The 22,982-nt window shown below is 56.5% G+C and carries 20 protein-coding genes; 9 read left to right on the top strand and 11 right to left on the bottom strand.

Annotation, left to right across the window (positions count from 1 at the left end; translation table 11 throughout):
- Positions 1-6: 6 nt before the first annotated feature.
- Together NO357_RS21400 and NO357_RS21395 are read right to left on the bottom strand one after the other, a co-directional pair.
- A complete protein-coding gene (locus NO357_RS21400) occupies positions 7-381 on the bottom strand; it encodes a dienelactone hydrolase family protein (RefSeq protein WP_376744339.1) in 375 nt (124 codons plus the stop codon).
- 94 nt (positions 382-475) lie between these two features.
- Entirely contained in the window at positions 476-658 is a 183-nt protein-coding gene (locus NO357_RS21395; protein WP_376744338.1) for an SH3 domain-containing protein, read from the bottom strand.
- A gap of 668 nt (positions 659-1,326) precedes the next feature.
- Here NO357_RS21395 and NO357_RS02230 point away from each other — a divergent pair.
- Positions 1,327-4,068: a hybrid sensor histidine kinase/response regulator gene (locus NO357_RS02230; RefSeq protein ID WP_306733982.1), complete on the top strand. Its 2,742-nt coding sequence runs from the start codon at positions 1,327-1,329 to the stop codon at positions 4,066-4,068.
- Between the two features lie 4 nt (positions 4,069-4,072).
- Here the strand turns inward: NO357_RS02230 and NO357_RS02225 are convergent, their stop codons facing one another.
- The gene (locus tag NO357_RS02225; protein WP_306733981.1) at positions 4,073-4,735 is read right to left on the bottom strand and encodes a response regulator transcription factor; all 663 of its coding nucleotides are present in this window, start codon (positions 4,733-4,735) and stop codon (positions 4,073-4,075) included.
- Positions 4,736-4,919: 184 nt separating this feature from the next.
- Here NO357_RS02225 and NO357_RS02220 point away from each other — a divergent pair, with 184 nt between their 5' ends.
- Entirely contained in the window at positions 4,920-5,528 is a 609-nt protein-coding gene (locus NO357_RS02220) for a rhodanese-like domain-containing protein (RefSeq protein ID WP_306733980.1), read from the top strand.
- Between the two features lie 229 nt (positions 5,529-5,757).
- Positions 5,758-5,985, top strand: a complete 228-nt coding sequence (locus NO357_RS02215; RefSeq protein ID WP_306733979.1) for a helix-turn-helix domain-containing protein — start codon at positions 5,758-5,760, stop codon at positions 5,983-5,985.
- Positions 5,986-6,332: 347 nt separating this feature from the next.
- Here NO357_RS02215 and NO357_RS02210 read toward each other — a convergent pair whose 3' ends face one another.
- From NO357_RS02210 to NO357_RS02190, 5 genes are all read right to left on the bottom strand, one after another.
- The gene (locus NO357_RS02210; protein WP_306733978.1) at positions 6,333-8,138 is read right to left on the bottom strand and encodes a zinc metalloprotease; all 1,806 of its coding nucleotides are present in this window, start codon (positions 8,136-8,138) and stop codon (positions 6,333-6,335) included.
- Positions 8,139-8,588: 450 nt separating this feature from the next.
- Positions 8,589-9,221, bottom strand: coding sequence for a tyrosine-type recombinase/integrase (locus NO357_RS02205; protein WP_306733977.1), 633 nt, complete (start codon positions 9,219-9,221; stop codon positions 8,589-8,591).
- Positions 9,222-9,396: 175 nt separating this feature from the next.
- Positions 9,397-9,942, bottom strand: a complete 546-nt coding sequence (locus NO357_RS02200) for an amino acid synthesis family protein (protein ID WP_306733976.1) — start codon at positions 9,940-9,942, stop codon at positions 9,397-9,399.
- 2 nt (positions 9,943-9,944) lie between these two features.
- Complete coding sequence (locus NO357_RS02195) at positions 9,945-11,117, bottom strand: MFS transporter (protein ID WP_306733975.1); 1,173 nt, start codon at positions 11,115-11,117, stop codon at positions 9,945-9,947.
- Entirely contained in the window at positions 11,117-11,530 is a 414-nt protein-coding gene (locus NO357_RS02190) for an ester cyclase (RefSeq protein ID WP_306733974.1), read from the bottom strand. Before NO357_RS02190 ends, NO357_RS02195 begins: the two co-directional genes overlap by 1 nt.
- A gap of 185 nt (positions 11,531-11,715) precedes the next feature.
- On the opposite strand from NO357_RS02190, the gene NO357_RS02185 reads away from it, so the two are divergent.
- Together NO357_RS02185 and NO357_RS02180 are read left to right on the top strand one after the other, a co-directional pair.
- Positions 11,716-12,522: a LuxR C-terminal-related transcriptional regulator gene (locus NO357_RS02185; RefSeq protein WP_306733973.1), complete on the top strand. Its 807-nt coding sequence runs from the start codon at positions 11,716-11,718 to the stop codon at positions 12,520-12,522.
- Positions 12,519-13,952 (top strand): LuxR C-terminal-related transcriptional regulator, encoded by a 1,434-nt coding sequence (locus NO357_RS02180; protein ID WP_306733972.1) that lies wholly within the window; start codon positions 12,519-12,521, stop codon positions 13,950-13,952. The genes NO357_RS02185 and NO357_RS02180 overlap by 4 nt, the downstream gene beginning before the upstream one ends.
- A gap of 433 nt (positions 13,953-14,385) precedes the next feature.
- Here the strand turns inward: NO357_RS02180 and NO357_RS02175 are convergent, their stop codons facing one another.
- On the bottom strand, positions 14,386-14,769 hold the full coding sequence (locus NO357_RS02175; RefSeq protein ID WP_306733971.1) for a DUF4345 domain-containing protein: 384 nt from the start codon (positions 14,767-14,769) through the stop codon (positions 14,386-14,388).
- A gap of 468 nt (positions 14,770-15,237) precedes the next feature.
- On the opposite strand from NO357_RS02175, the gene NO357_RS02170 reads away from it, so the two are divergent.
- The gene (locus NO357_RS02170; protein ID WP_306733970.1) at positions 15,238-15,408 is read left to right on the top strand and encodes a hypothetical protein; all 171 of its coding nucleotides are present in this window, start codon (positions 15,238-15,240) and stop codon (positions 15,406-15,408) included.
- Positions 15,409-15,889: 481 nt separating this feature from the next.
- Here the strand turns inward: NO357_RS02170 and NO357_RS02165 are convergent, their stop codons facing one another.
- Complete coding sequence (locus NO357_RS02165) at positions 15,890-17,164, bottom strand: NADH:flavin oxidoreductase/NADH oxidase family protein (RefSeq protein ID WP_306733969.1); 1,275 nt, start codon at positions 17,162-17,164, stop codon at positions 15,890-15,892.
- A gap of 495 nt (positions 17,165-17,659) precedes the next feature.
- Between NO357_RS02165 and NO357_RS02160 the strand changes: the two genes are divergently transcribed.
- A complete protein-coding gene (locus NO357_RS02160; protein WP_306733968.1) occupies positions 17,660-18,190 on the top strand; it encodes a GFA family protein in 531 nt (176 codons plus the stop codon).
- 348 nt (positions 18,191-18,538) lie between these two features.
- Here the strand turns inward: NO357_RS02160 and NO357_RS02155 are convergent, their stop codons facing one another.
- Positions 18,539-21,004, bottom strand: a complete 2,466-nt coding sequence (locus tag NO357_RS02155; RefSeq protein ID WP_306733967.1) for a VWA domain-containing protein — start codon at positions 21,002-21,004, stop codon at positions 18,539-18,541.
- Positions 21,005-21,567: 563 nt separating this feature from the next.
- Between NO357_RS02155 and NO357_RS02150 the strand changes: the two genes are divergently transcribed.
- On the top strand, positions 21,568-22,062 hold the full coding sequence (locus NO357_RS02150; protein WP_306733966.1) for a DUF3592 domain-containing protein: 495 nt from the start codon (positions 21,568-21,570) through the stop codon (positions 22,060-22,062).
- Between the two features lie 133 nt (positions 22,063-22,195).
- Positions 22,196-22,768: a DUF4453 domain-containing protein gene (locus tag NO357_RS02145; protein WP_306733965.1), complete on the top strand. Its 573-nt coding sequence runs from the start codon at positions 22,196-22,198 to the stop codon at positions 22,766-22,768.
- Positions 22,769-22,982 lie beyond the last annotated feature (214 nt).

The raw sequence follows: 22,982 nt of genomic DNA, 5'->3' as shown, positions 1-22,982 counted from the left end.
GCATTTTCAGAACGCATCTTTGAAAAACGCGACCGAGATTCCCGCCGTGTCGTCGGGAAAATCATGACCGCTCTCGATCCAGTATGTCTGGGTGCCGGGAGGCATCTGAGCAACTAGGGCATCGACCCCTTCGCGGCTGTACATCTGGTCCTCGGTGCCTGCCACGAGCGCCACCTTCCGTTCGCCAAAACCCTCAGCGTAGGCAAAAGGAGATGTGAACGAAGCGGCCTCGCCCTCTGTGATCGGCAGAAGTGGCATCCCGATGAAGAGCCCCGCGTCGACCCTTGGGTCCACGGCCGTCGCCAGATATCCAACGATGGCGCCGAGAGAGAAGCCGGCAACGCCAATCTTGTTTGCATCGATGCCTTCGATCTGGTCCAAGGCGTCTATCGCGCTGCGCACGTCGATAGCGGTTTCCGCCGCGAACTTGCCCGCAGCGTCCAGGTAACCCGACTGAAGATAGACACCCGGGTCCTCATAATCCGTAGACGTGATGCGATCGCCATGCTTGCGCGCGTCGATGGCAAGGACATCCCGAGTGGTTATTTGAAGACAGTTTTGTCCAGCCGTCGCGAGTCTCGAGTTCCTTGACGGCTTGACCTTTGCGCAACTGAAACAATTTATTGTAGGCGGTACTGGGGCCACTTCGGACATTCACAACCTATCCAGTTACATAGAGAGTTCTGCGCATCTCAGGCTTCGGGACGGCCCTTGGAGCTGCTATCTGTTCGATAGGCTTAAAAGTAACTCTTGGTGCAGGAACCGTAGAAGGTGCGGCAGGCCTTGCTCGTGTTTTGTCAGCCTCGTCTGTGTCTATGGTTGCCAAGCCGACCCAAGCAACACCGAAAACCAAAGCCCACCTACGGAGACTCATCTGAGAATACCCCATTGTGCTATGCTGCCACCGTGGGTTGAGGAATTTGCGCGGACAAGTCATCTCGGCAACTTCTTTCGAGGAGGGAGTTGGTCGCAACTGTTTTAGCAACCAACCCGAACGGCAGCATTGGTGGAACACAGCCCAGCGTGCTTGCGTTCAGCTCAATGACCGCTACGGGCCGTTCGTATCGCTGGTTTGCCAAGCGAATCCCGGGCAGATTCCGCATTACCGTATGACGGCTTAGAGCCCAAAGGAGACGTAAAATTCGTCATAGGCTGCTGCTATGCAGCGAGCGGCAGTTTGAGCACTTGGCAGACTAGATGACGTTTCATTTGTTCGCAGCTGAGGCGAAAGGCGCCCGTTAGGCCGAAACGGCAAATATTGAGGTGCGGCACCTCTATATAGCCGGGCGGCTGCGTATTCCGATGCAGTTATAGCAATAGAGAAGATTGACCGTTTTCCCTGAGAGCGTCAAAGTTCTCGTGTATCTGGGGGGATATGATCTCATGCATTGTGTCAGACGTGTAGCCATCGTCTTGCTCGCCTTGATGTGCGCAACGACAGCGGCCGCCCTGGAAACCGCAGAGGTGCGGGACATCTTCTACGAAGGCACGATCGTGCTGGATCGCGACGGGACGTTAACATTGGAGGAGGCGCTCGCGGAAGCCGAAGCGCTCGCAGATCAGCCTCGACAGCGGGTTGCCGCTGGCGGAAATGCCTATTGGCTTGTCGAGAAAGTCACTAACCCCGGCGATGTGCCCAGCTGGTGGGTGGAGGTCTTCGCTGCGCGCTCTGATTACATCGATCTATACGTTTTGAAAGATGGCGTCGTCGAGCAGCACGTGAAGGCTGGCCTTTTGAGGCAGGTTTCCGACCCGAGGGTAGTCAAGAGTATGGGGAGCCATGTGCTGACTTTTTCACTGCCGCCGGATGAAGAGCGGACGCTTGCGCTTCGTGTGCAATCACGCAGTCTGATCAACTATTCGATCAAGGCCGGTCCGGACTATGCGCTGAATACCCCCCGCGTTAACCGGCATTTCATTGTCTACTCCCTGATGGGGGGGATGATCTTTCTGGTTCTCTACAACCTGTTTCTGGGCGTGGCCTTGCGGGAATTCGATTACTTTCTCTACTCGGCGCACGGGTTGAGCTATTTCCTGTTTTTCTTCAACAGCTACGGCTTTGCCGCGACGCTGCTGGGCTGGACCGCACACCCGTGGATCACGGTCTTCGCCGGGTTTGCAATCGAGATTTTCGGGATCGCATTCGTCTGGCGGTTCCTGCGGGTCCGGGACTGGAGTCCGGTTCTGTCCTGGCTGATGCTGGGCTGCCTTGCCTTCCTGATTGCCTTGGTGATCGCCACCCCGTTTGCAGGCTATCTGGTCATGGCCGAGCTATGGATGATCACCTACGCACTGGTGCCCTTCCTCGTGCTGGCAGCGTCATTGATCGGCATTTTTCGCGGTGTCCGGCAATCGCTGTTCATTCTTATCGGATGGACGCCGATGGTCGCGATGACGCTCATCGCGATGATTGCCATGATGGGGTATCTGGAAAGACCGCCCTCGGGCGCCGCGATCAACTCGTCCGTTCTTCTCGAAATGCTCATCCTGTCGCTTGCTCTTGCCGACAGGGTGCGCCAACTCCGAGGCGAGCGGGAGCGCGCGATCCAGGAAGGGCGTGAGAAATCCACGTTCCTCGCCATGCTCAGTCATGAGGTTCGAACACCGCTGAACGGGATCATGGGCACGGTGGAATTGCTCGGACGCACGCGGCTCGACCGCGCTCAGCGGGACCATGTGAACAATCTCAAACATGCGGGCAACGCGTTGCTGTCCTTGCTGAACGACGTATTGCAGCTGGCGAAATCAGAGGCCGGAAAGGATGAACTGAAACTGTCCCGAGTGGCACTCGTGGATGTGACGCGGAGTATGTGCAATCTGATGTCCGCGAGGGCTGCCGACAAGGGGTTGGATCTTGTCTTCAGAACTGAAGGCAACGTGCCTGAATATGTCGAGGCCGATGAAGCACGGCTACGGCAGGTTCTCCTCAATCTGGTCAGCAATGCTGTGAAATTCACCGACAAAGGCCGCGTCGAGGTTGTGTTGAAAAGCGAAAGCGCGGACGCCGGCAAGGCGCGCATTACGTTCTCGGTGGCAGATACGGGCATTGGCATCGCGGAGCAGGACAAGGAGCGCCTTTTCAAGCCCTTCGTTCAGCTTTCAAATGCAGGGCGCGGAGCGTCCGAGGGTACGGGTCTGGGCCTGTCGATCAGCCACGAGTTGGTGCATGCTATGGGCGGAAACCTTGAGGTGGAAAGCCGGCAGGGCGCGGGCAGTCGGTTCTATTTCTCTTTGGACCTGCATAGTGCTACCGCCCCGGCGCTAGAGACCACGGAAGTGGCGCGGTCTTCGGACCAATATGGTACGAGCGAGTCCTTGCACATTCTTGTCGTGGACGACGTGCCACTCAACCGGGACGTTGTCAGAGAGTTGCTCACGCACTACGGGCATGTGGTTGAAACTGCGGAGTCTGGTACGGTGGCGCTCGAGCGTGCCTCTGCCCATCAGTTCGATGCCATTGTCACCGATATTTACATGCCTGACATGGACGGTCTGCAATTGGGACGCCGCTTACGCCGCCGCAAGGACAAGGCCCGGCTGATCGGCCTGACGGCCGCCTATGACGATGACCTGAGAATGGAAAGCGCCTCGATCGGGTTTGACCTGCTTCTTGCCAAACCGGTGAGCGGCGAGACATTGCATCGCGGGATTCTCGGTGTTCTGGACCTTCAGCGGGCTGACGAACAGGCCGATGAGGCGCAGATTGCGCATTTCGAGCCGTCTTATCTCGAAGGATATGTCCAGATGCTTGGGGCAGCGCACACCCGGCAACTGATTGCCGAGTTTAACCAAACGGTCGAGGCTGAGCTTGAACGGCTTGCCGGCGCGCTCCAGTCCGGCAATCAGACCGCCATGGCCGTCGGGCTGCACAAACTGGCGGGCGCTTTATCCACGGTTGGGCTACTACGTCTGGGCAAGACTCTCGAAACTCGGTCGGCTTTGCTCCGATCAGGCAAAGGGACGACGATCGATCTGGCCGCGCTCAGCGCAGATCTCGATCGCGCGCGGGCCGAGATTGATGACCATATGGCCCACCGCGGCGAAACCGGCAGCGCACGGTTGACTTGAAACTCTACGGCGAGAACGGGCGTAACGTGTAGCCCACCCCGGTGACTGTCACGATTAATCCGGTTCCCAAGGCGCCTGTCTTTTTGCGGATCCGGCTAACCAGAACGTCCACGGTGCGTTCGGTAGGCGCCTCGGGCCCGGTCGAGATCGCGTCCAGAAGCTCATCCCGCGTCAGAACGCGTCCCCGCGCCCGGAACAGCGCAGCAAGAAGATTGAATTCCGCACGGCGCAGCTCGACACTGGTCCCCTCGGGGTCGCGCAAAACGCGGCTTGCAAGATCAAGACACCAGCCCGCTGCCTCAAATCTGGTTTTCTCTGACTGAGCCGACCCGCTGATCGCGTGCTTCAGACGCAGGATAAGTTCACGTGGCTCAACCGGTTTGACGACAAAGTCATCGGCCCCGAGTTCCAGCGCGGCAAGACGTTCATCGATGCCTTCGGAGGCCGTAACAACAATGACCGGCGCTGCCGTACGCAGGCGCAGCTTTCGGAGCAGCGCAAGACCCTCTTCGTCCGGCAACCCAAGATCCAGCAGAATGGCGGAGATGGAAACACGTTCGAGTTCGGCCAGAGCTTGCATCGCGGTTCCAGCGCGCGCTGTTGCAAACCCTTCGCTCTCAAGCAGCGAACTCATCAATCCCTGCACAAAGAGATCGTCTTCGATCACGAGAACTCTGTCGGCGTTTGCGCCCTGTGCCACGTTGCCTCCCCCCAGCATGAAACACGATTTAACATTCGTGCAACAACTATGCTAAAAGCAAGCAATATCCTTCACGTAACGTCAACTTGCGCGAAAGGCCCCCTCGGGTTCACGCGTTTGGATACGCCCAGAGTGAGCGGAGGATTTTCAAATGACAATCATTGATAAGTGTCGCGGCCTGTATGTCGCTTTTGCCGTTGGCCTGGTCTTGGTGCCTTCGGCCGTTGTAGCAGAAAGTACCGTAAAATTCGTTTCGGCCGTGGACCCGGCCACCGTGCCTGAAAAGAAACGTAGCGCATTGAACCTGTACCTGACCGCGCAAGAGGCCTCGGACTTTCTGGCGCAAAACGATGATGCGGTCCTGATCGACATCCGCACCCGTGCCGAGGTGTCTTTCGTGGGCATCGCGGCGGAGGTCGACAAGAATATTCCTTACATGGTGATGGATGAATTCTGGGAGTTCGACGCCGAGAAGGGCACATACAAGATGGAGGTGAATTCCAACTTCGATCACGAGGTCGCGGGCTTCTTGCAGGAGCGTGGCTTGTCGAAAGAGGCACCGATCATCCTGATGTGCCGTTCGGGAAGCCGCAGTGCGCGCGCTGCCGATCTGCTTGGTCAACTCGGATACACGTCCGTCTATTCGGTCGTGGACGGCTTTGAGGGCGACAAGGACCCCAATGGTGTGCGGAGTGTGAACGGCTGGAAGAACGCGAAGCTGGCCTGGACGTACAAGATCCGCAATGAGCAGGCCTACTGACCAACGCATCGCACGCGCCCGCCGACCTGTACGGGCGCGACCGGGCGCGGCAATTTGGAAGGGGCCTGCGTTGCTGCCTCGGTTAACCTTCTCTGCAACCGATCCAGACATGACTGAGGCTGCTTGGCGTGTTCAACACCCCTAAACACTTAGCGTTTAATTCCTGCTTGGCCGTACATGACACTGCGCGCTGCGGAAAGCTAAGCACGATATTCGGCGGCGCCTTCCCATGTTTGATTTAGACATGCAGCGAACGCGGGTCGAAATTGGCAAGCGCCTCAGACGCCTCAGACTGGAAAACGGTCTCACCCAAGGTGACTTGGCCGCGGCGCTGGGACATTCCTCGTCGACCCGGATCAACCAGATCGAATTGGGAAGGTTGCGGCTTTACGCGGAAGAACTGCCACGGCTTTGTGATCGGTTGGATTGTTCGCTGTCTGACATTGTTGGCGAATAAGTCACTTGTTTGATTTCCATGTTCCTGGCGCTGTGACCTGTTGGCTAGACAGCCTCCAGAGCGGTCATGGGTCTCCCTCGGCATGTGCACCCGAGACAAAAAACAGGTTTGTCCGCACAACGGTCGTACAGCCGGTCTATCAACGCCGCGCAGCAGCGAACGGCAGCTACGTCCGCTTTGCGGTCGTTTGCACTGAGCAAATGCTGCGTCGTAACATAAACGTCCGGTTAGTGGAACCTGCGCTGCAGCGACAAGCGAGCCCGTGAGCGGCAGGTTTGGGCCGAAACCCGCCATTTTTTCTGCAATCAGCGCCGCCTTCGCCGTCTATTTCGCGGTTCAGGCTGGCTCTACTGGCAGACGTCAGATCCCGTCTGCATCAGATTACCAAACCCCGTTGTCGAGAGCGTGAATCGCGACTGATTTCCCGACTGCGGGTTGGGAGATGTATCAACCGAGATATGCTCCCAATCGTCGAAATTGTCGGTGAACCCACCACCATTCGACGAAAACCTGACAAGCAGCGGCTGGAAGAAATAGGTCATGGAGCTTTGGTAGTCCAGGTTGACCAGCGAGAACTTGTCGATCAGGTGAAAGTCGCTCTGCCGCAGCCCCAGCGTATGGCCCAACTCGTGCATGAATGTCCCAGCCATGGCCCGCTCAAGTCCAAACCGGACCGTTGGCTTGGAACTGACAAAGGATCTACCAAGCGCAACCCCTGAGCGATCATTGTAAATGCCATTTGCCAGCATCGCGTAGCGGACACCTCTGAGCGGCGCAAAATCAAAGCTGTTGTTGTAGTGATCCCTGACTTCTGCCCGGCTGAGGCAGGTGTCGCGATCGAGCTGGGTCTGAAGGGTGTAAAGCGCCACCCCTTTGCGGGCAAAGGCCGTGTGAACCTGGCGCATCGCATCGATGTAGGTGCGGCCGCTTCGAAAGTTGTCCACCTCCACGACAATGTCCTTTCGAAACGGATCAGCGACCCCGCCAAAGACCCGGGCAATCTCGGCCTCATCTTCATCTGAGACGCCGTCGCCATCCCGATCAGCGGTAGCGTCCTGGACATCAGGATCCGCAAAGGGCTCCACATCCACCCGGAAAGTCAGCACGTACTTGAAATCATTTCCCGATTGCGTCAGCGTGAACGACTGACCATCGTCGAAATCATCCAGGTTGAGATCATGTGAAAACAGAGTGTCATCCGCCTGCCAATCTCCGAAAGGGTCAACGTCGTCTTCCATGCCGAACACAGATACTTGTGCGAGTGACTGGTTTCTAAGGAATCCCCGGGTTCGACTTGCAACAATGATCTCGGTTTCTCTCGTATCTCCGTCATCAAGGCTCCAATAGCCGTTGGAACTCGACCGATTTGGAAAGCGGGCCTTGTCGACAATTAGATAGAATTCGTCTTTTCCAGTATCCTCGGTTTCGTCCTCTGCTTTCACGCCGGTCAACACGAGGTTGATGCGGGCATTGCAGGGGCCATCAAACCAACCGTCATCGTCGCTGTCTGAATCAAACGGATCAGGATCGTTGGCATCCAACAGGCAATCCCCATCTGCATCTGTAAATGGGCCGGCAGCGATGCTGTGGTTAGGCGCGTCGGTCATCTCGGCAAATTTCCACTTGTCCAGCAACAGCCGTTTTGGATCAATGTCGGGTGATCTGTCTTCTTCGTCGGGCACCAACGTGGAAGCATATTCCATTCTCTTCTGAAAATACTGGGCCCATTTCTGTGCAAGCTCTGTCGGCGGGTGTGCGTGGCCGCATTGCGTGCCTTCGGCCACCGGGTAAGACTGGTTCTGTGATGAGATTTCGATCTCGGAGCTATAGACCCAGTCGCTGCATGAATATTGATCCAGGCAGCCTTGAATCCGGTACTGTTGTCGGCCAAAGGGTTCCTTGTCAAAAATCCAGTGCGGCATATCGGTTTCGCCGACGGACACCCAAGAGGCGTCATCGCTGCCATGTCGCTTTTTCTCAACCCGATAGAAGCCGGTTTCTTCATCGCCACGCCAGATCAGAAAGAAGGGTCCACCGGTTTTGTGGGAAACCGTCGCTGTGACCTCGCGCGGCGCGTCAGGAGCCGCAAGGGCGGACGAAATTGGAGCAGCGCAGGTGAGTAAAGTTAAGATCGTAAGGGATCGAAAATTCATGTGCTGAAATTCCTTGAAACAAAACTTACCTAAATCGGCAGTCAGGCAGGGCGCCCGACAAAGCAAAAAGGCGCATTGGATGGTGCAAGACCATTTACCCAATTTGTGTTAGCATAACATAATTAAGAAGGTGAGTCATATGATTGCAGACTGCGCCGTGGGGCCCCCCTGATCATGATACGCATGAAACCGGCTTAGGTATTTGAGTTGGCCTTGTACGCTTGGTTTCTTGAAACCCACGGGTTTAGGCGGAAGGCTGTTTCCCGACCAGAGAAACCCGCTGATGCATTCTGGCGCTTAACTTGAAGGCCCGCTTCGTCCGCGTTGTGGTCGTTTGCTCTGAGTAAATGCTGCATGGTCGCATGAAGGTCCGGTTTAGGGAATGCGCTGCAGCGACCAGGGAGGCCGTGAACGGCAGGTATGGGCCGTCCGCGAAGACGGCCCATGTCTTTAGATTTCAACGGCTTCTGAGATCGCCAACGCATCTTCGAGTTCGACGCCAAGGTATCGAACGGTGCTATCCATCTTCGTATGGCCGAGTAATAGTTGAACCGCACGCAGGTTGCCGGTTTTGCGATAAATGTGTGCAACCTTGGTTCGTCTCATAGAATGGGTTCCGAAAGATGTGGGATCGAGCCCGATAGATTTGACCCATTCACGGACAAGCCGCGCATATTGCCGGGTCGAAATATGCAGCCGTTCGTGAAACCGACCGGGCCACAGGTATTCCGAACCAACCATCAGCGGCTCCTCCATCCATCGCAGAATTGATTTGCGTGTGCCCTCGGTGATCTCAAACCGCACGGGTCGCTGGGTCTTGCTTTGGACAATCGAAGCCCGTTCCTTGACCTGACCCGAGGCGTAGATGTCCGCGACTTTCAGTTTCACCAGATCGCAACCGCGAAGCTTGCTGTCGATGGCAAGGTTGAACAGAGCTAGATCACGATGGCTCTTGGCGATTTCTAGCCGCACGCGGATGGCCCAGACATGTTTCGGCATCAGCGGGCGTTTTTGGCCGACAACGCCGCCCTTGTTCCAAGCAGGGCGGCAGGCTCGAATGGCAGGTAAGTTTGCAATGGTCATGATGGTTCCTCTCATCCGCCTCGATCCACCACAGCGCCAACCAGACGTTGGCACCTCAGCTTAGCATGCACATGTGCGCGTGCGTAGAAGGTCGGGTGAGAGCGCAAAGTGCGCGATGCTGAGCACATCAAGAATGACGGCAGTCGCGCGATCTGCATCAACCGAAATCGCTTTTCTAAGTCGCGCTTGGGCCGCTTCCAACTCTTGGATACGCACGGGTTCCGTCCGACATCCCGGTGCAAAGCACAATTTCGTCAGCACGAGGCGCGTCAGGAACCCAGATGGTCATCGTGTCGATGTAATCGAACGACCAGGGCTCGTCCTTGTGCCCCAGCGGCAGATCGATGCAGCCCCCCAAAGCCCCGACCTTGTGGTTGGATGGCATAAGAGCCTTGCCGCCGCCCACGGCTGCACGCACGGGTTTGCCGAGTGCGGGGTGCAGCACCGCCGCGCCATGCTCCATCGCGCCAGAAGACCCAATGAGTGCGGCCTTGCCGTTGCAAACGGGCTGTCCACCCAACATCTCTACAAGCTCGGGTGCCAAAGATTGACCAAGCCGCGCTCCGACATTGAACAGCCACGACAGGTCTTGTTGATCGATCCCGGCAAATGGGTTTCTCACGACCGCCATCGCGGCGACACGCGTGATCGGTTCACAGGGATTGCCCATTTCATCAGAAGCAATGATTTCCCTGGTGAAAACGGTTTTTCGAATATCCATGATCAGACTTTCCTTTCGAAACCCCAAAATGGCGCGGTCTTGAAATATTGGAATGCCAGCGCAAGCGGGATCACTGAAGCGAACAAGATGATGGCAAGCCATATGGGCCCCTGAGCATTGCCTGAGGCATCCAGGATCGCACCCGCGACCGGTGGGGTGACCAACATGATCGCATAGTACACGGTGAAGAAGATGCCCATTCCAAAGGCCCGTACCTGTGGACGCAAGGCTTGGCCTGCCATTGCCATGATCACCCCTGCAGGTGCCATGCCGATAAGGCCGAACAACAGGCTTGCGCCAAAGCCGGCCCCGGGCAGGCCAAGCAACAAAAGCGCTGCGACCGCTCCGCCCATGCAGATGGCCAAGACGGTGTTCCGCCCACCGAAGCGGTCCACAATCTGCCCGCACAAGGCGCCCGAGAAAATCATGATCCAGCTTCCAATACTGATGATACCAGCGGCGGCGATAGCGGATTGTCCAAGGCCTTCAAGAACCTTTGGCCCAAAGGACAGATACGTGACATAGGCGGCATTGAACGTGCCCCAGGCGGCAGCGGCGCAGAAAATCAAGCGCCATTCCTGAGCCGTCATGACCGCGCTCGAACCGATTGTTGCATGCGGCAATTCATGCGGTGGCCGATAAAACAGAAAAACCCCAAGCGCCGCGACCAGGCAATAGACAGAAGCCACCTGAAACGGGACCTGCCAGCCATGGGCATGCGCAAGCCAGGCATGACCGACCTGGCCCATCGCAATCCCGAAGGGCCAACTCATCACCAGAACGCTCATGGCGGTAGCAATTTCACGGCCTTCAAACCAGTCCGCGACCATTTTCGTGAAATAAAGTGTCGAGAACAAGAAACCGGCCCCGGCTACGACACGGCCCAGCCCGATGGTCCAGCTTTCCGTCGCAAGGGATGACACGGTCCCACCCAAAGCCAGCGCACCCAATCCAAACACGACCATGATGCGATCTGAAACGAAGCGGCCCCAATACCCGGCAGGCATCGCCAGAAACAGACCAGGCGCCATGAACAGCCCAATGAGGAAACCGATACCCACATAATCGAGCCCGAAGGCGACGACCAGGTCGTCGCCCACGGACGCCACTGTCTGAAACTGAACCCCAAGTCCGACGCGGGCCAGAAACAGCAGAGCAAGTATGCGCCAGCGCATCACGCCCACCCCAGCCCGCGCAGCGCCTGCACGTCGTTCCAGATCTTGGTCATGTGGCAAATCTTGTCGCCGTCGAACTGGATGACATAGGCGTAGTCGGACATAACCGAATTGCCTGTCGGCGCCACCGGACCCCCGTCGCCAGTCTGGGTTCCGTGAAACCTCGCCGCGGCGACAACTTTTCCGCGTGTCTCGTCAGCCGCAAAGGCGGTCAGCTCGTAATGACCATCCGGAACAGGCGTCAAAAGTCCCTTCATCCAGTCTGCATAGGCGGCGAGTGTCGTCGTGTCGGCCAGGGCATCCGCCTGGCAGGAAAACGTAGCCCCTTCGTGGCACCAGGACTTGCAGCCGTCCCAGCCCTTGCCGGTTTCACAGGCTTCGAAAAAGGTCTGCGCGGTTTCAATTTGTGACATCCTGGTATCCTCCATGATTAAGTTATGGGGATCAGCCTAGGCCAGTGGCGCGGATGCCCGGAATCGTGCAGATGCGGTAAAACCGGCGTTCCTCGTGCAGTATTTTGACTACAGCATTTGTAGGATTGCTTGTTGCGCCAGCGGTACCCACACTGAAACCTAGGGAATTTCAGGGGGCATCAAGCATGTCATCACCGGTCGATCTTACTCCAAGGGAATTGCAAATCGCGCAATCCTATTCCGCGGGAGCAACCTATCAAAAGATTGCCGATACATTGTGTATAGCACCATCGACGGTGCGCACTCATCTGGCGACCATTTATCGAAAGCTGGAAGTGTCCTCGAAACAGGAACTGGCAACGCGCTTGAATGGCGAGCCCCCTCAGTCCCGGAGCCAGTCCGAAATGACCTCGGTGATTTCAGAACTGGCGCTGAGCCTCGAAGAAGCGATCAGTCGTGAAAAAGCACTCAGCGAGGTGTTGAGGATTATCAGCACGACGAGGGGTGACCTGGACGCCGTGCTGCCGTCAATCCTGTCCTATGCGCTTGAACTCTGTGATGCAGAATTTGGTGTCATGTTCGAATACGGACAGAACAGGAAATTTCACGCGACCTTCACCCTTGGGATTCCGCCGGCTTTCAAAACCTGGTTTGACGATCAGGGCTGGTTCACGGTCAGCCCCCGTACCGGCCTTGGTCGCATGGATGCGCAACGCGAGGTGATCAATATCTTCGACGTTAAATCCGAGGACGTATACAAGAGCGACGATCCATTGCGCCATGCCACCGCCGATCTAGGCGGAGCACGGTCGTTTGTAGCTATTCCGATGCTTGCTGGGAACGAACTCGTCGGCGCCTTCGCCCTTTACCGGCAAACCGTGCGGCCATTTTCCGAAGACACCACCCGGCTTGCCCAGATGTTCGCGGCCCAAAGTGTGATTGCCCTCGAAAACGCACGTATGATCAGAGCCATTCAAGAGGCCGGCCCGTGACCCAGGAACCATCGAACGCAAGCGACCTCAGCAACCGCGAACGTCAGATCGCCGAAGACTACGCACGCGGCGAAAACTATCAGCAGATCGCTGACCGGCTGTGCCTTGCCCCCTCCACTGTGCGCACGCACCTGGCGACGATCTATCGAAAACTGGGCGTATCCTCGAAACTGGAACTACGCGACGCGCTCTCTCCCGCACAGCTCTTGTGGGCCAGAGAAACTCCGGCACGCCCGGAAAAGCCCTCTATCGCCGTGCTGGCTTTTGAAAACATGTCGGGAGACCCTGAACAGGAATACTTCTCGGACGGCATCAGTGACGATATCATAACGGCCTTGTCTCGCTCGCCCTGGCTCTTCATCATCGCACGCAACACGACCTTTACTTTCAAGGGATCCAGCGTCGACGTCCGGCGCGTGGCCGAGGAACTTGGCGTCCGTTTTGTTCTGGAGGGGAGTGTCAGGCGGTCGGGTGACAGGGTACGCGTCACGGCACAGTTGATCGATGGCGCGACTGGTGGGCACGTCTGGTCGGAACGCTATGATGGGCGGCTTGAGGATGTGTTCGATCTTCAGGATGAGATCACCCGAAATGTGGTGGCCTCGATTCAGACAACCGTCCACCTAAGCACAATTCAGGAACCCGTCGAACGCGCGTCTCGCCCCGATCTGACGGTTTGGGAGCTAACAATGCGGTCCTGGCATCTGCTGTATGATTTCAATCCCAAAAGTTATGCATATGCCAAGACCCTGCTGGAGCGGGCATTGGCTCTTGACCCCGAAAGCGCAGAGGCAAACATGATCTTGTCTCTGATCAACCACCACATCGCAATCATGGGGTTTGTTCCCGATGTAAGACCGCCGATGGAAGCGGCCTATGCGCTGGCGCGCCGCGCCATCCAGCTGGACGATCGCAATGAGTATGCGCATTGGGCTTTGGGGATCAGTTGTTGGGGGCTGCTCAAATATGACGAGTCGCTGGCGGCTTTGGAGCGCGCCGTTGACCTGAACCCTAATTGTTCTCTGGCTTATGGAAGTCTCGGCACTTTACTGGGCATTTTGGGGCGTTCGGAAGAAGCCATTGAAAACCAGCAAATCGCGATCCGCTCAAACCCGCTGGACCCGAGTATCTTCTTCCGCTTTTCTGGCCTCGCCCTGGCAAATTACATGGCCGGACGATACCAGAGCGCCATCGAATGGGCCGAGCGCGCGATTCACCGCATGCCTCGCTGGTTCTTCGCACATTTCGTTTTGGCCGCCAGCCACGTTGCGCTTGAACAGCACGAACAAGCTGCCCTGGCTGTCAATGCCTGTCGGGATGTATTGCCTGACATCTGCATTCAGGATCTTGAGCGTATTCCTCTGAAAGATCCTAACAAAATGACCGAACTGCGCGAACGATTGCGCGAAGCTGGTTATACTAGGCGATAGCAAGCTCGCGAAAACAGTCTTGGGAGCGGTTGCCGCGAAAGCGCCCTTTGTCCGCGGTCGGGATATCTACCACCGTTGAGATCGAGCAAGTGCAGCGAATGTCGGCAATGCGGGCTGCGACGGCGGCATCCAGACCAACCTGTAGAGGACGGCTTTGGGCCGTTCGCATCGCTGGTTTGCCAGGCGAATCCCGGGCAGATTCTGCACTACCGTATGATGGTTAAAAACCCTAAAATGCCACATGTTTCAATCAGGGTTAATGGCAGATTCGGTATCAGTATTGAAGTGACAACATCAAATTCGATTTTGACCACGGGTTCGTATTCGAGAAACGGCGGACAGAACACCTTGTTCGATGAGCAAAGGCCTTGTCCTCAGGATCGAGACCGTCATCGATCATTTGAGCAGTTGAGGGCATCAGCCCTGCCATGCTTTAGCTGGCGGCTTCGCGGGCAACACGCGCCTGCCAAGGGATCAAGATAGGCAAGCACAGTTCTAGCACCATCCCCGCGAACATGTCGCCCGGTGGCATTCCCAAGGTTGTCGCTGACCATACGCGTGCCAGCCCTCCTATAAACAGGAACGCGACAATGATGCGAAACAACGCCGTCTGCCGCTCGACCTGCGGGATCATCCACCAAATTATGACTGCCAGCGCTAGATACCAGGCTGACTGAAAACGGAACTGGCTGTCCATCGCTGCAGTTACGGCATCTTGTGGCACGAGGAGCCCGGCGCCGCCGACGGTGTTCATGAGGCCGAAGGCTAAAGGCACGACGCTGAGCACCCCCATTACGATTTGTAATCTACGCCGCATTTAGTCCCTCCATGTCGCCGGTTTGTCCCGTGCATTCTCGGAATCTAACCGATAGCCGAGGCGAACACGAACGGTTTCGGTCCCCAAGACAAAAGCGTTCATAGGCGCAACTGCAGCGAAAGCATACTTAGCCCTCCTAGCAGCTGTTAAGGTTCCTACGCAGGAGAAAATCGTGATCAGGGCGTTTGTGGCAAGAACCATGTTTCACCCTGCCGAATGCGCATTTGACAAGATCTTGAGTGAATCCGTCCAGCTGGGTTCCAAATTAGGCGGCCTGTAGCTTCAGGCTGCATCTAGCGGTTTCCAGTCAGGCAGTATTTCTAATTGTTGCGTCGAAGTGCCGGCATCGGATTTGGAGGAAGCGTCGATTTGTAGTACCCTGCAAAGGCATTCAGGAGGCGACGGCATGGTTGGTTTGCGCGTTTCTGTTAATTCACTGGTCTTTGTGCTAGCGGCAGCCATTTTTGCATGGATGATTACAACAGTCCTGATGACAGTTTTCTTTGTTCTAATGATACCGGCGAATATAGGGAGCAGTTCGACGCTTTGGTCAGCGTTTTTCTTGCTAAAGACTCACCTGTTTTCCGTGCTTCTGCTCATGCCAGCGTGTTGTCTTCTGCTATTACCCATTTGGCTTAATGGGCGATCGGCTAATCTAATCGGACTTGTTGACAGAGCTACGGTTCACGTTGCTTTTGCCGTGATTGTTGCAGGAAGCCTGACCTTCGTGCATTGGGGGCTATCACCTCAACTCTGGGCGATCACAGTTTTGCCAGCTGTTTTCACCACTCTGATGTCCGCCGAAACTCTGTTGGAGAGACACACTACCGCTGCATCCATAGATGGGTAATCGGAAGCGGACACCAATCGTCGCACTGGGCTCCTGGCGGTCAATCCCTGCAGTAGAAAAAGATCTGAGCTACGCGGAGAAATCAGTTTTCTTGGGCTAAGGCAGAACCAGCACAAACGGCCCAAAGCATACCCTGATTCACTTGGCCGCTGAGGGCCATTCCGAGCTTCAGGTAAAAGATTGCTCACCAGTGAGTCATCGCATCTCGACTGACTCCAATGGTGAGCATAAAGATCAATCTAAGAACTGATTTTCTCTTCAGCCTCTCGATCATGGGATCCTCCGTCGAATAGCTAGAAAAGTCGTTCTTCCGAGGTACCATAAGAAATATCCCAGTGCATTTGCGCGGCCATGTGTCTGAGGTTCTTCGCCGCGTGACATTCGGGTCATTTGCCAACAGTGGTACTCGACCCGCGACACAGTATTGACCAGGTTGACAAGCCAGTTGTTCGTGTTGAGCCCGAGTCGACCCTTCCCCATAGCTAGCCCGGCCTCATCTATCCCAATCCGCGCTACATCCCCTTTAAGCAATCGCGAAGCCGCATCTGGCTGAACACAGGTCGGTCGCGCGATCCCGACCATGTCGATCCCGTCCTCACTGATGGCGCGTTCCATTGCTTCGCTGCTGCGGAATCCACCTGTGACCATGATCGGAATGCGTACTGCGGCTCGTACCTCACGGGCATATTCCATGAAATAGGCTTCTCTACGCCTGGTGCTCTCACGCTGATCCTCAACCGGACCCCTGAACATACTCATCTGTTCATAGGTTCCGCCAGAAAGTTCAATCAGGTCAATTCCGTCTGCTTCCAGCCAACGCGCCACCCGCGCGCAGTCTCCAAGTGAGAACCCACCTTTCTGGAAATCTGCTGAGTTCAATTTAACGGCGACGGGGTAATCGGGTCCGACCGCCTCACGCATAGCCGCATAGACCCGCCGCAAGAAGCGAGCGCGATTTTCCAGTGAGCCACCCCATTCATCGGTGCGGCGATTTGTCAAAGGCGATAGGAACTGGCTAATGAGATAACCGTGAGCGCCATGAATCTGGACGCCGTCAAAACCCGCTTTCCGGGCGATGACTGCGGTTTTCGCATAACGGTTGATGGCCTCCTCTATGTCATCAGGCGTCATTGCCCGGGGGCGGCCATAGAAACCTAGAATTCTGAGCTTTTCTTCAGATGGGGACAGCGGGTGAGCGTTGACGACCATCGGGCACTGCCGTCCTGGATGGCTGATTTGCATCCACACCTGACTGCCTCCGGATTTGGCTGCATCCACCCAACTACGCAAAGAGTCGAAGGCTCGCTCATCCTCGACGACAACATTGCCAGGTCGCTCCAGGAAGCGCCGGTCGACCATTACATTGCCTGTTAGCTGAAGCGAATAACCGCCATTGGACCATCTCCGGTAGAGACGGCAAAGCGCCTCGGTCGGGTTGTCGTATCTATCCGCCAGCGCCTCGGTCATGGCACTTCTGGCAATCCGGTTGGGCAGCGTTGTGCCGCATGGAAGCGCCACCGATGTAGCGAGCACGGAATTGTTCATTGGCTCTGTAACTCCACCAGATTGATGCCGTGCTATGATGGTATTTTCCGGTACAAACGAGCAAGTGGCTATCGATTTCGCCTACAGCTTGCAGTTGCCTCGCCCGGATTAGGTACCTTGGTCCAAATCTCTGCAAAAATCGCCTGTAACCCCAATCAGCCACGAAACTGACTGGAAACTGATGTCGGCAGCTGCCACGCCGATGGCAGCTTCGTTCCGTGTAGCGGTCGTTTGCCCTGGGCAAATCCCGCATCGGCCCGCGAAGGTCCGGTTTGGGGAAGCTGCGCTGCAGCGACCGGGAAGGCCGTGAACGGCCCGTTTAGGCCGTGATCGACGTTGGCACCCTAGACGATTTCAAGGATTCCTCTGCATCGCCGCATGACCGCTAGGAGCCCAGAGCGGTCAATGGGATTTCACCCAAAGTCCGGTGGACACACCGCCCTGGACCGCCGAGGGTGTAACCGCTTGGAAATGACAATTGCGGGGGGAGAGTCAGTGGAACAATACGAGACATGTGAAGGCGGCTGCACCTGTGGCCACGTGCGTTATCAGGTAATTTCCGAACCGATGATCGTTCACTGCTGCCATTGCAGTTGGTGTCAGCGCCAAAGCGGAAGCGCATTTGCTGTAAATGCCTTAATAGAAGCAGATCGCGTGGAACTCACATCTGGAGAGGTCAAAGAAATCACCGTCCCGTCTCCAAGCGGCAAGGGGCAGACCATAGCTCGTTGTCCGAATTGTCGGGTAGCAGTTTGGAGTAACTACTATATGGGCGGACTAAAAGATCGTATCAGGTTAATACGCGTTGGGTCGCTGGATCGCCCGAACCTGATGCCGCCTGACGTGCATATCTTTACGTCAGCAAAACAGGACTGGGTTATTCTGCCACCCAAGGACAAGTCCTCGGAAGTCTTCTATGACGTGGATGCAACCTGGTCACCGGAAAGCCTTCGACGTTTGGATGCACTGGATGCTGCGGCGGGTATAGAAAAGCCTTGGCGGCACCTGAGGCGAACCGCCGAGTGACGCGCAACGTAGCGGCAGCTTGGTACGCAGAGTGGGCCTTCTCAAGAAGGTCACTGATGATCCAGAAAACGGTCACATGGTTTACATTTTGTTGGACTAGCAAGAGGTGTCCGTGAGCGGACAATTTCGATATGTCCGGCCCGTCGGTCTATCAGATCGGCGGGTCAATTCTACGCGGCGGTTTGTCCGCGTAGCGGCCATCAGCACCTGTCACAGCGTACGGCGGCTTCGAGCCCGAACCCGGCCTTGAATAGCCCTGCATCATCAGTCGCTTTTAGTTCTGTCAGGGTGGTCAACCGGTTGGGTAGTCACAACACGTGCGCCATGGGGCTGATTTGAGCGGCCGACCTATTCCAAGCGGATCGCCTTGCGTGCCAGGACCTCCTTGTTCGCAAGGTCGAGAATTCGTATCTCGTAGACTCCAGGCTCATCTGGCATTGTGATTTCCATCGGCGGGTCGCCGGAGATCTTTTTCGCTGAAATCCAGGTGAAAATCGCCTGCTCGCCACGCGCCACGGTGATGCGCTGATCAGCACTGGCGTTGTCGATTGTCCAACCCACCTTAATCGTCGATCCGGCCGCCGCGGATTCGGGCGCATCGATGGCTGCGCCGGTGCTCAGCTGCGCGTCTTTGGCCAGAACCTCGACCGTCGCCCGTGCCAGAACACGAGACCCCTCCCGCAGCACATAACGGACCTCGTAGAGGCCGGTTTCGTCTGGGACGGTGATGTCGTATTTCGACTTGTCCCCGACCTGTTTGTACGTGCCGAATTCGTCGTCGGGCGTCCCCGCGGACACGAAGTTGATATAGTCGGACGTGCTGACTGTACCCGTCCAAGTGACCCGCAATTCCGCGCCGGCGCGAACTTCACTTGGGGCGGAAACAGAGACTTCGGGTTCGACAATCTCAACCATTGTTGTTGCAATGGTTTTCGTTCCCTCTCGCAGAACATACCGGATTTCATAGAGCCCGGTGTCGGCGGGGGCCTGCAAATCGCCCTTGCTGTTGGACCTAACCACGAAATAGTTGCCGAATTCGCCTTCGTCGGTGCCCATGGGCACGATATTGATATAGTCATTGGGACTGATGGCGCCGGTCCAGGAAACCTCGAACTTGCCACCCGCCAGAGCGGTTTCAGGCGCGGTGATGGTCACCTCGGGCTCTGTTACTTCGATGTTCGCGCTGGCGATCGTTTTTTGCCCTTCGCGAAGGATATAGCGCAACTCGTAGAGGCCCGGATCTGCCGGCGCTGTGAGCGTTCCGGTTCCTTTGTCGCGAACAACAATGTAGTTTCCAAACTCACCCTCATCTGAGTCGGCGGGCACAATGGCCATGTAGTCTTGCGGGCTGACGGTACCGGTCCAGGACACATCAAACTTCGCACCGGTGATCACCGAGGCCGGACCGGAAACCTTAACCGATGGTGTCGTGACCTCCATCGTTTCACTGGCCAAGGTCTTTTTCCCCTCACGAAGCACGTAGCGTACCTCGTACATCCCGGCCTCGGCCGGAGCCTTAAGTTCGCCTTCGGACTTGTCACGGACGACGAAGTATTTACCGAATTCCCCTTCGTCGGCCCCCAGGGGGACAATCGTGATATAGTCTTGGCTGTTGACGGTTCCCGCCCAGCTGACATCGAAGGACGCGCCGGTTTGTGCAGCGTCAGGTATCTGCAAGGTCACCTGAGGATCGCTGACCTCGATCTGACGCGAGGCAACGGTGCGTTTGTCGACATTCAGGATGTACCTGATCTCGTAGAGTCCCGGGTCGGCCGGTGCACGCAGGTCGCCTTCGGATTCTTTTCTGACCGTCAGGTAATTCCCGAACTCGCCCGCATCCGCGCCCAAGGGGACGATCGAGACATAGTCTCTGCGATTGATTGTCGGTGTCCAGGAGACCTCGAACGATGCGCCGGTTTCCACGACATCGACAGCCGAAAGCTCCACTTCCGGCCTGGTGATTTCGAGATCAGATTGTCCAAGAACCTTTTTGCTGGTCCCGTGTACATAGCGGATTTCATAGAGACCTTGCTCGCCGAGAACCGACAATTTGACCTCTGTCGAATTGCCAATGCGGGTATAGGGCCCGAATACGTCGGGGTCCGAGCCGACGGGGACGATGTTGATATAGTCGCCCTCTTCGATGGTCGGATCCCAGGTTACCGTGATCTCCGATCCGCCGACGGCGGTCTCCGGCCCGGTCACGGCCACGGATGGCACGTCTGGTTGCGGTTCGGGTTCAGGCTCGGGTTTCGGCGCCGCTTCGGCAACGGCTGCGCCGACCACGTCAAATGCTTTGCTAAGCTCTTCAGCATTGGTGGCAGTGATATACTCGCCGCCGGTGTTTTCCGCGATACAGGCCAGCGAACTGACGTCATCGTCGCTGCCGAGCCCGAAGCCAACGACATGTGCGGTGAAAGCAACGCCGCTCTTCTCCAGCGCCGCCGCCAACGCGCATGGGTCACGGTCGCAGCTTTCTAGGCCATCGGAAATTAGAACAACCGTTGCCGGTTGATCGGTATAGGAAAGCGCCTGCGCGGCCTGCTCGACGGCATCCGTCAATGGCGTTTTCCCGGTTGGCGAGATGGAGTTCACCTGGTCCAGAATGCTCTGCAGCGCGCCGAGGCCCGGCGCCACTAAAACCTCGATGTCACCGCAGTCGCCGCGACGCCTGTGTCCGTAGGCCATCAGGCCCACATTTCGATCATCAACCCACTCACCAAGCAGTTTGTCCATCACCTCGCGGGCAATTTCGATTTTGGCCTTTCCGTCGATCTGGCCCCACATGGAATTTGAGCCGTCGAAAACGACCATGACGTTTTCACTGGCCCTGACGGACGAAGTTGAAACGAATACTGCTGAAATCACAGTGGCTAGAAAATATCTCCACCGCATGGCGGGCCCCTTCCGAAAAATGCGTCGAATAACACTTAGTGAACCACACTCTAGCGCCCTTTTTCAACGTCCGAAAAAATCGCGCGACCATGTAGGTCCGAACGACCGCTACGTCCCGCGTTGCGGTCGTTCGCCCTGGGCAAATGCTGATTCTTCATGTGAACGTCCGGTTCGGGGAAGCTGCGCTGCAGCGACCAGACAGGCGGTGATTGGCAGGTATGGGCCGTGAACGGCGTTGATGCCGGTCTGGTTGGCAGGGTCGCTGCCGCACAGCCGCAGCGAACGGCCGGATCGAGCCCGAAGCGGACCTGAAGCTAGATCCTGTTTTCCAGAATTTTGTTTTGTCGTGTTGACCCAAACCCGCAAAATTGCCGATTATCGATTTCACACGTCTGGCAAAGCAAGGAAAGTCAAGACATGGCTTGATTACCCGTGTCTACCAGCAATACTTTTCCTTCACTTTGCATAATGGGGGACTCAGCATGAGCAATTCGGGCTCCAAGACAAAGACGATCGCTATAGTCGGTAGCAGCCTGGCGGGTTTCGGCCTTTTGTTCACGGTGATCGGGGTTTTCATGCTGTACCAGGCCACGCAGTTCGCTGCTGTCGCAGTGACGACAACCGGGACCGTCGTCGACATCGAGATCGACCGCAGCTTTGATTCCGAAACCGGTTCAGAGTCGGTTACTTATCGGCCAACTTTCGAATACTCCGCCGTAGATGGCGTCAAGCGCAATGCTAAGACCGTTGCGGCATCCTCGTCGTACGATTATCCGATCGGCGCAAGGGTTCAGATTCTTTATAATCCGGACGATCCGCAGACTGTTCGTGTGAGTGGGTTCTGGTCTGTTTATTTGCTTCCAATCGTCTTCGTTGCCGTCGGTGTACTCCTCATAGGCCTGGGATTTATAGTCGTTCGTTTTCTTCGGAACGCCGGCGACAGCGACGGTGGGCTCGAAATGTCCGATTTCGACTAGCGGGCGTAGTACCGGTCGCAAAATATAATGCCAGCCGGTTAGGTCGTGAAACAACCTCCGGCTTGTTCCCAATTGGAAAGTAGCCTGGCTCTTCAACCCAATTGACGTTCCGGCAAGCTGTTGTCATGCATGTATGATGATGCGTCGACTTTTATCTGCCCTGCTGCTCGCTGCTTCAACGCCGGCATCAGCCGATGTCTGTGACGACCTATGGTTCACCAGGAACCAGATCATGGATCGGGCCGGCTACTGTTTTCGCACACCATTGGGCCAGTCAGTGTTCGACAACAGTGGTTGTATAGGAGAGCAGGTGAGCCTGAATGCGCAAGCAAGGCGTCAGGTTGAAGACATCCGAGCACGAGAGAGTGCCCTCGGCTGCGTAGTCGACACCAAGCGACGGAATCTGGATCTGCCGGACATTGCGATCCGTTGGAACCTTCGCGACCTGCCCGTCGCGGACGAATACGAGAGCGGCTGCATCGGCTGGCTTGAGCCGGTTACGTCTCTCCATTCCGGCCGGGATTCCGCATCCGCAATCGTCGGCTGGATCGAGCCGGGCGACAATGTCCTCTACGGGCATTGGACGGCCGACAATGATCCGTGGCTCTTTGTGACTGTTTGGTCGCCCGACTCGCCGAGGTTCAAGAGTGCAGGATGGCTGGGTCTTTCGACCAACGAGAAAAGCTGCCGGAACTGGGCTGGCTGACCCAAGGGGCGATCACGCGGTCCTTTTGGTGGAAACAACAAATCGGACCTATCTTCTAAACTCGCCAACCAACGAAGTCGTTCTTTGGAATCAGTTCCCCTACAATTTCGAGAGTAGAGAACGGCCAGATGGAACATGGGAAAGATACGACCAGGAACTATGGACCTACGAATAGGCCTGACTCTCGGAGGGATCGGGTAAATAAGCACATGAA

The organism is Marimonas arenosa (assembly GCF_030848945.1).
GTDB lineage: Bacteria > Pseudomonadota > Alphaproteobacteria > Rhodobacterales > Rhodobacteraceae > Marimonas > Marimonas arenosa.
The sequence above is the reverse complement of the archived record's forward strand: the minus strand, read 5'-3'. Positions and strand labels throughout refer to the sequence as shown.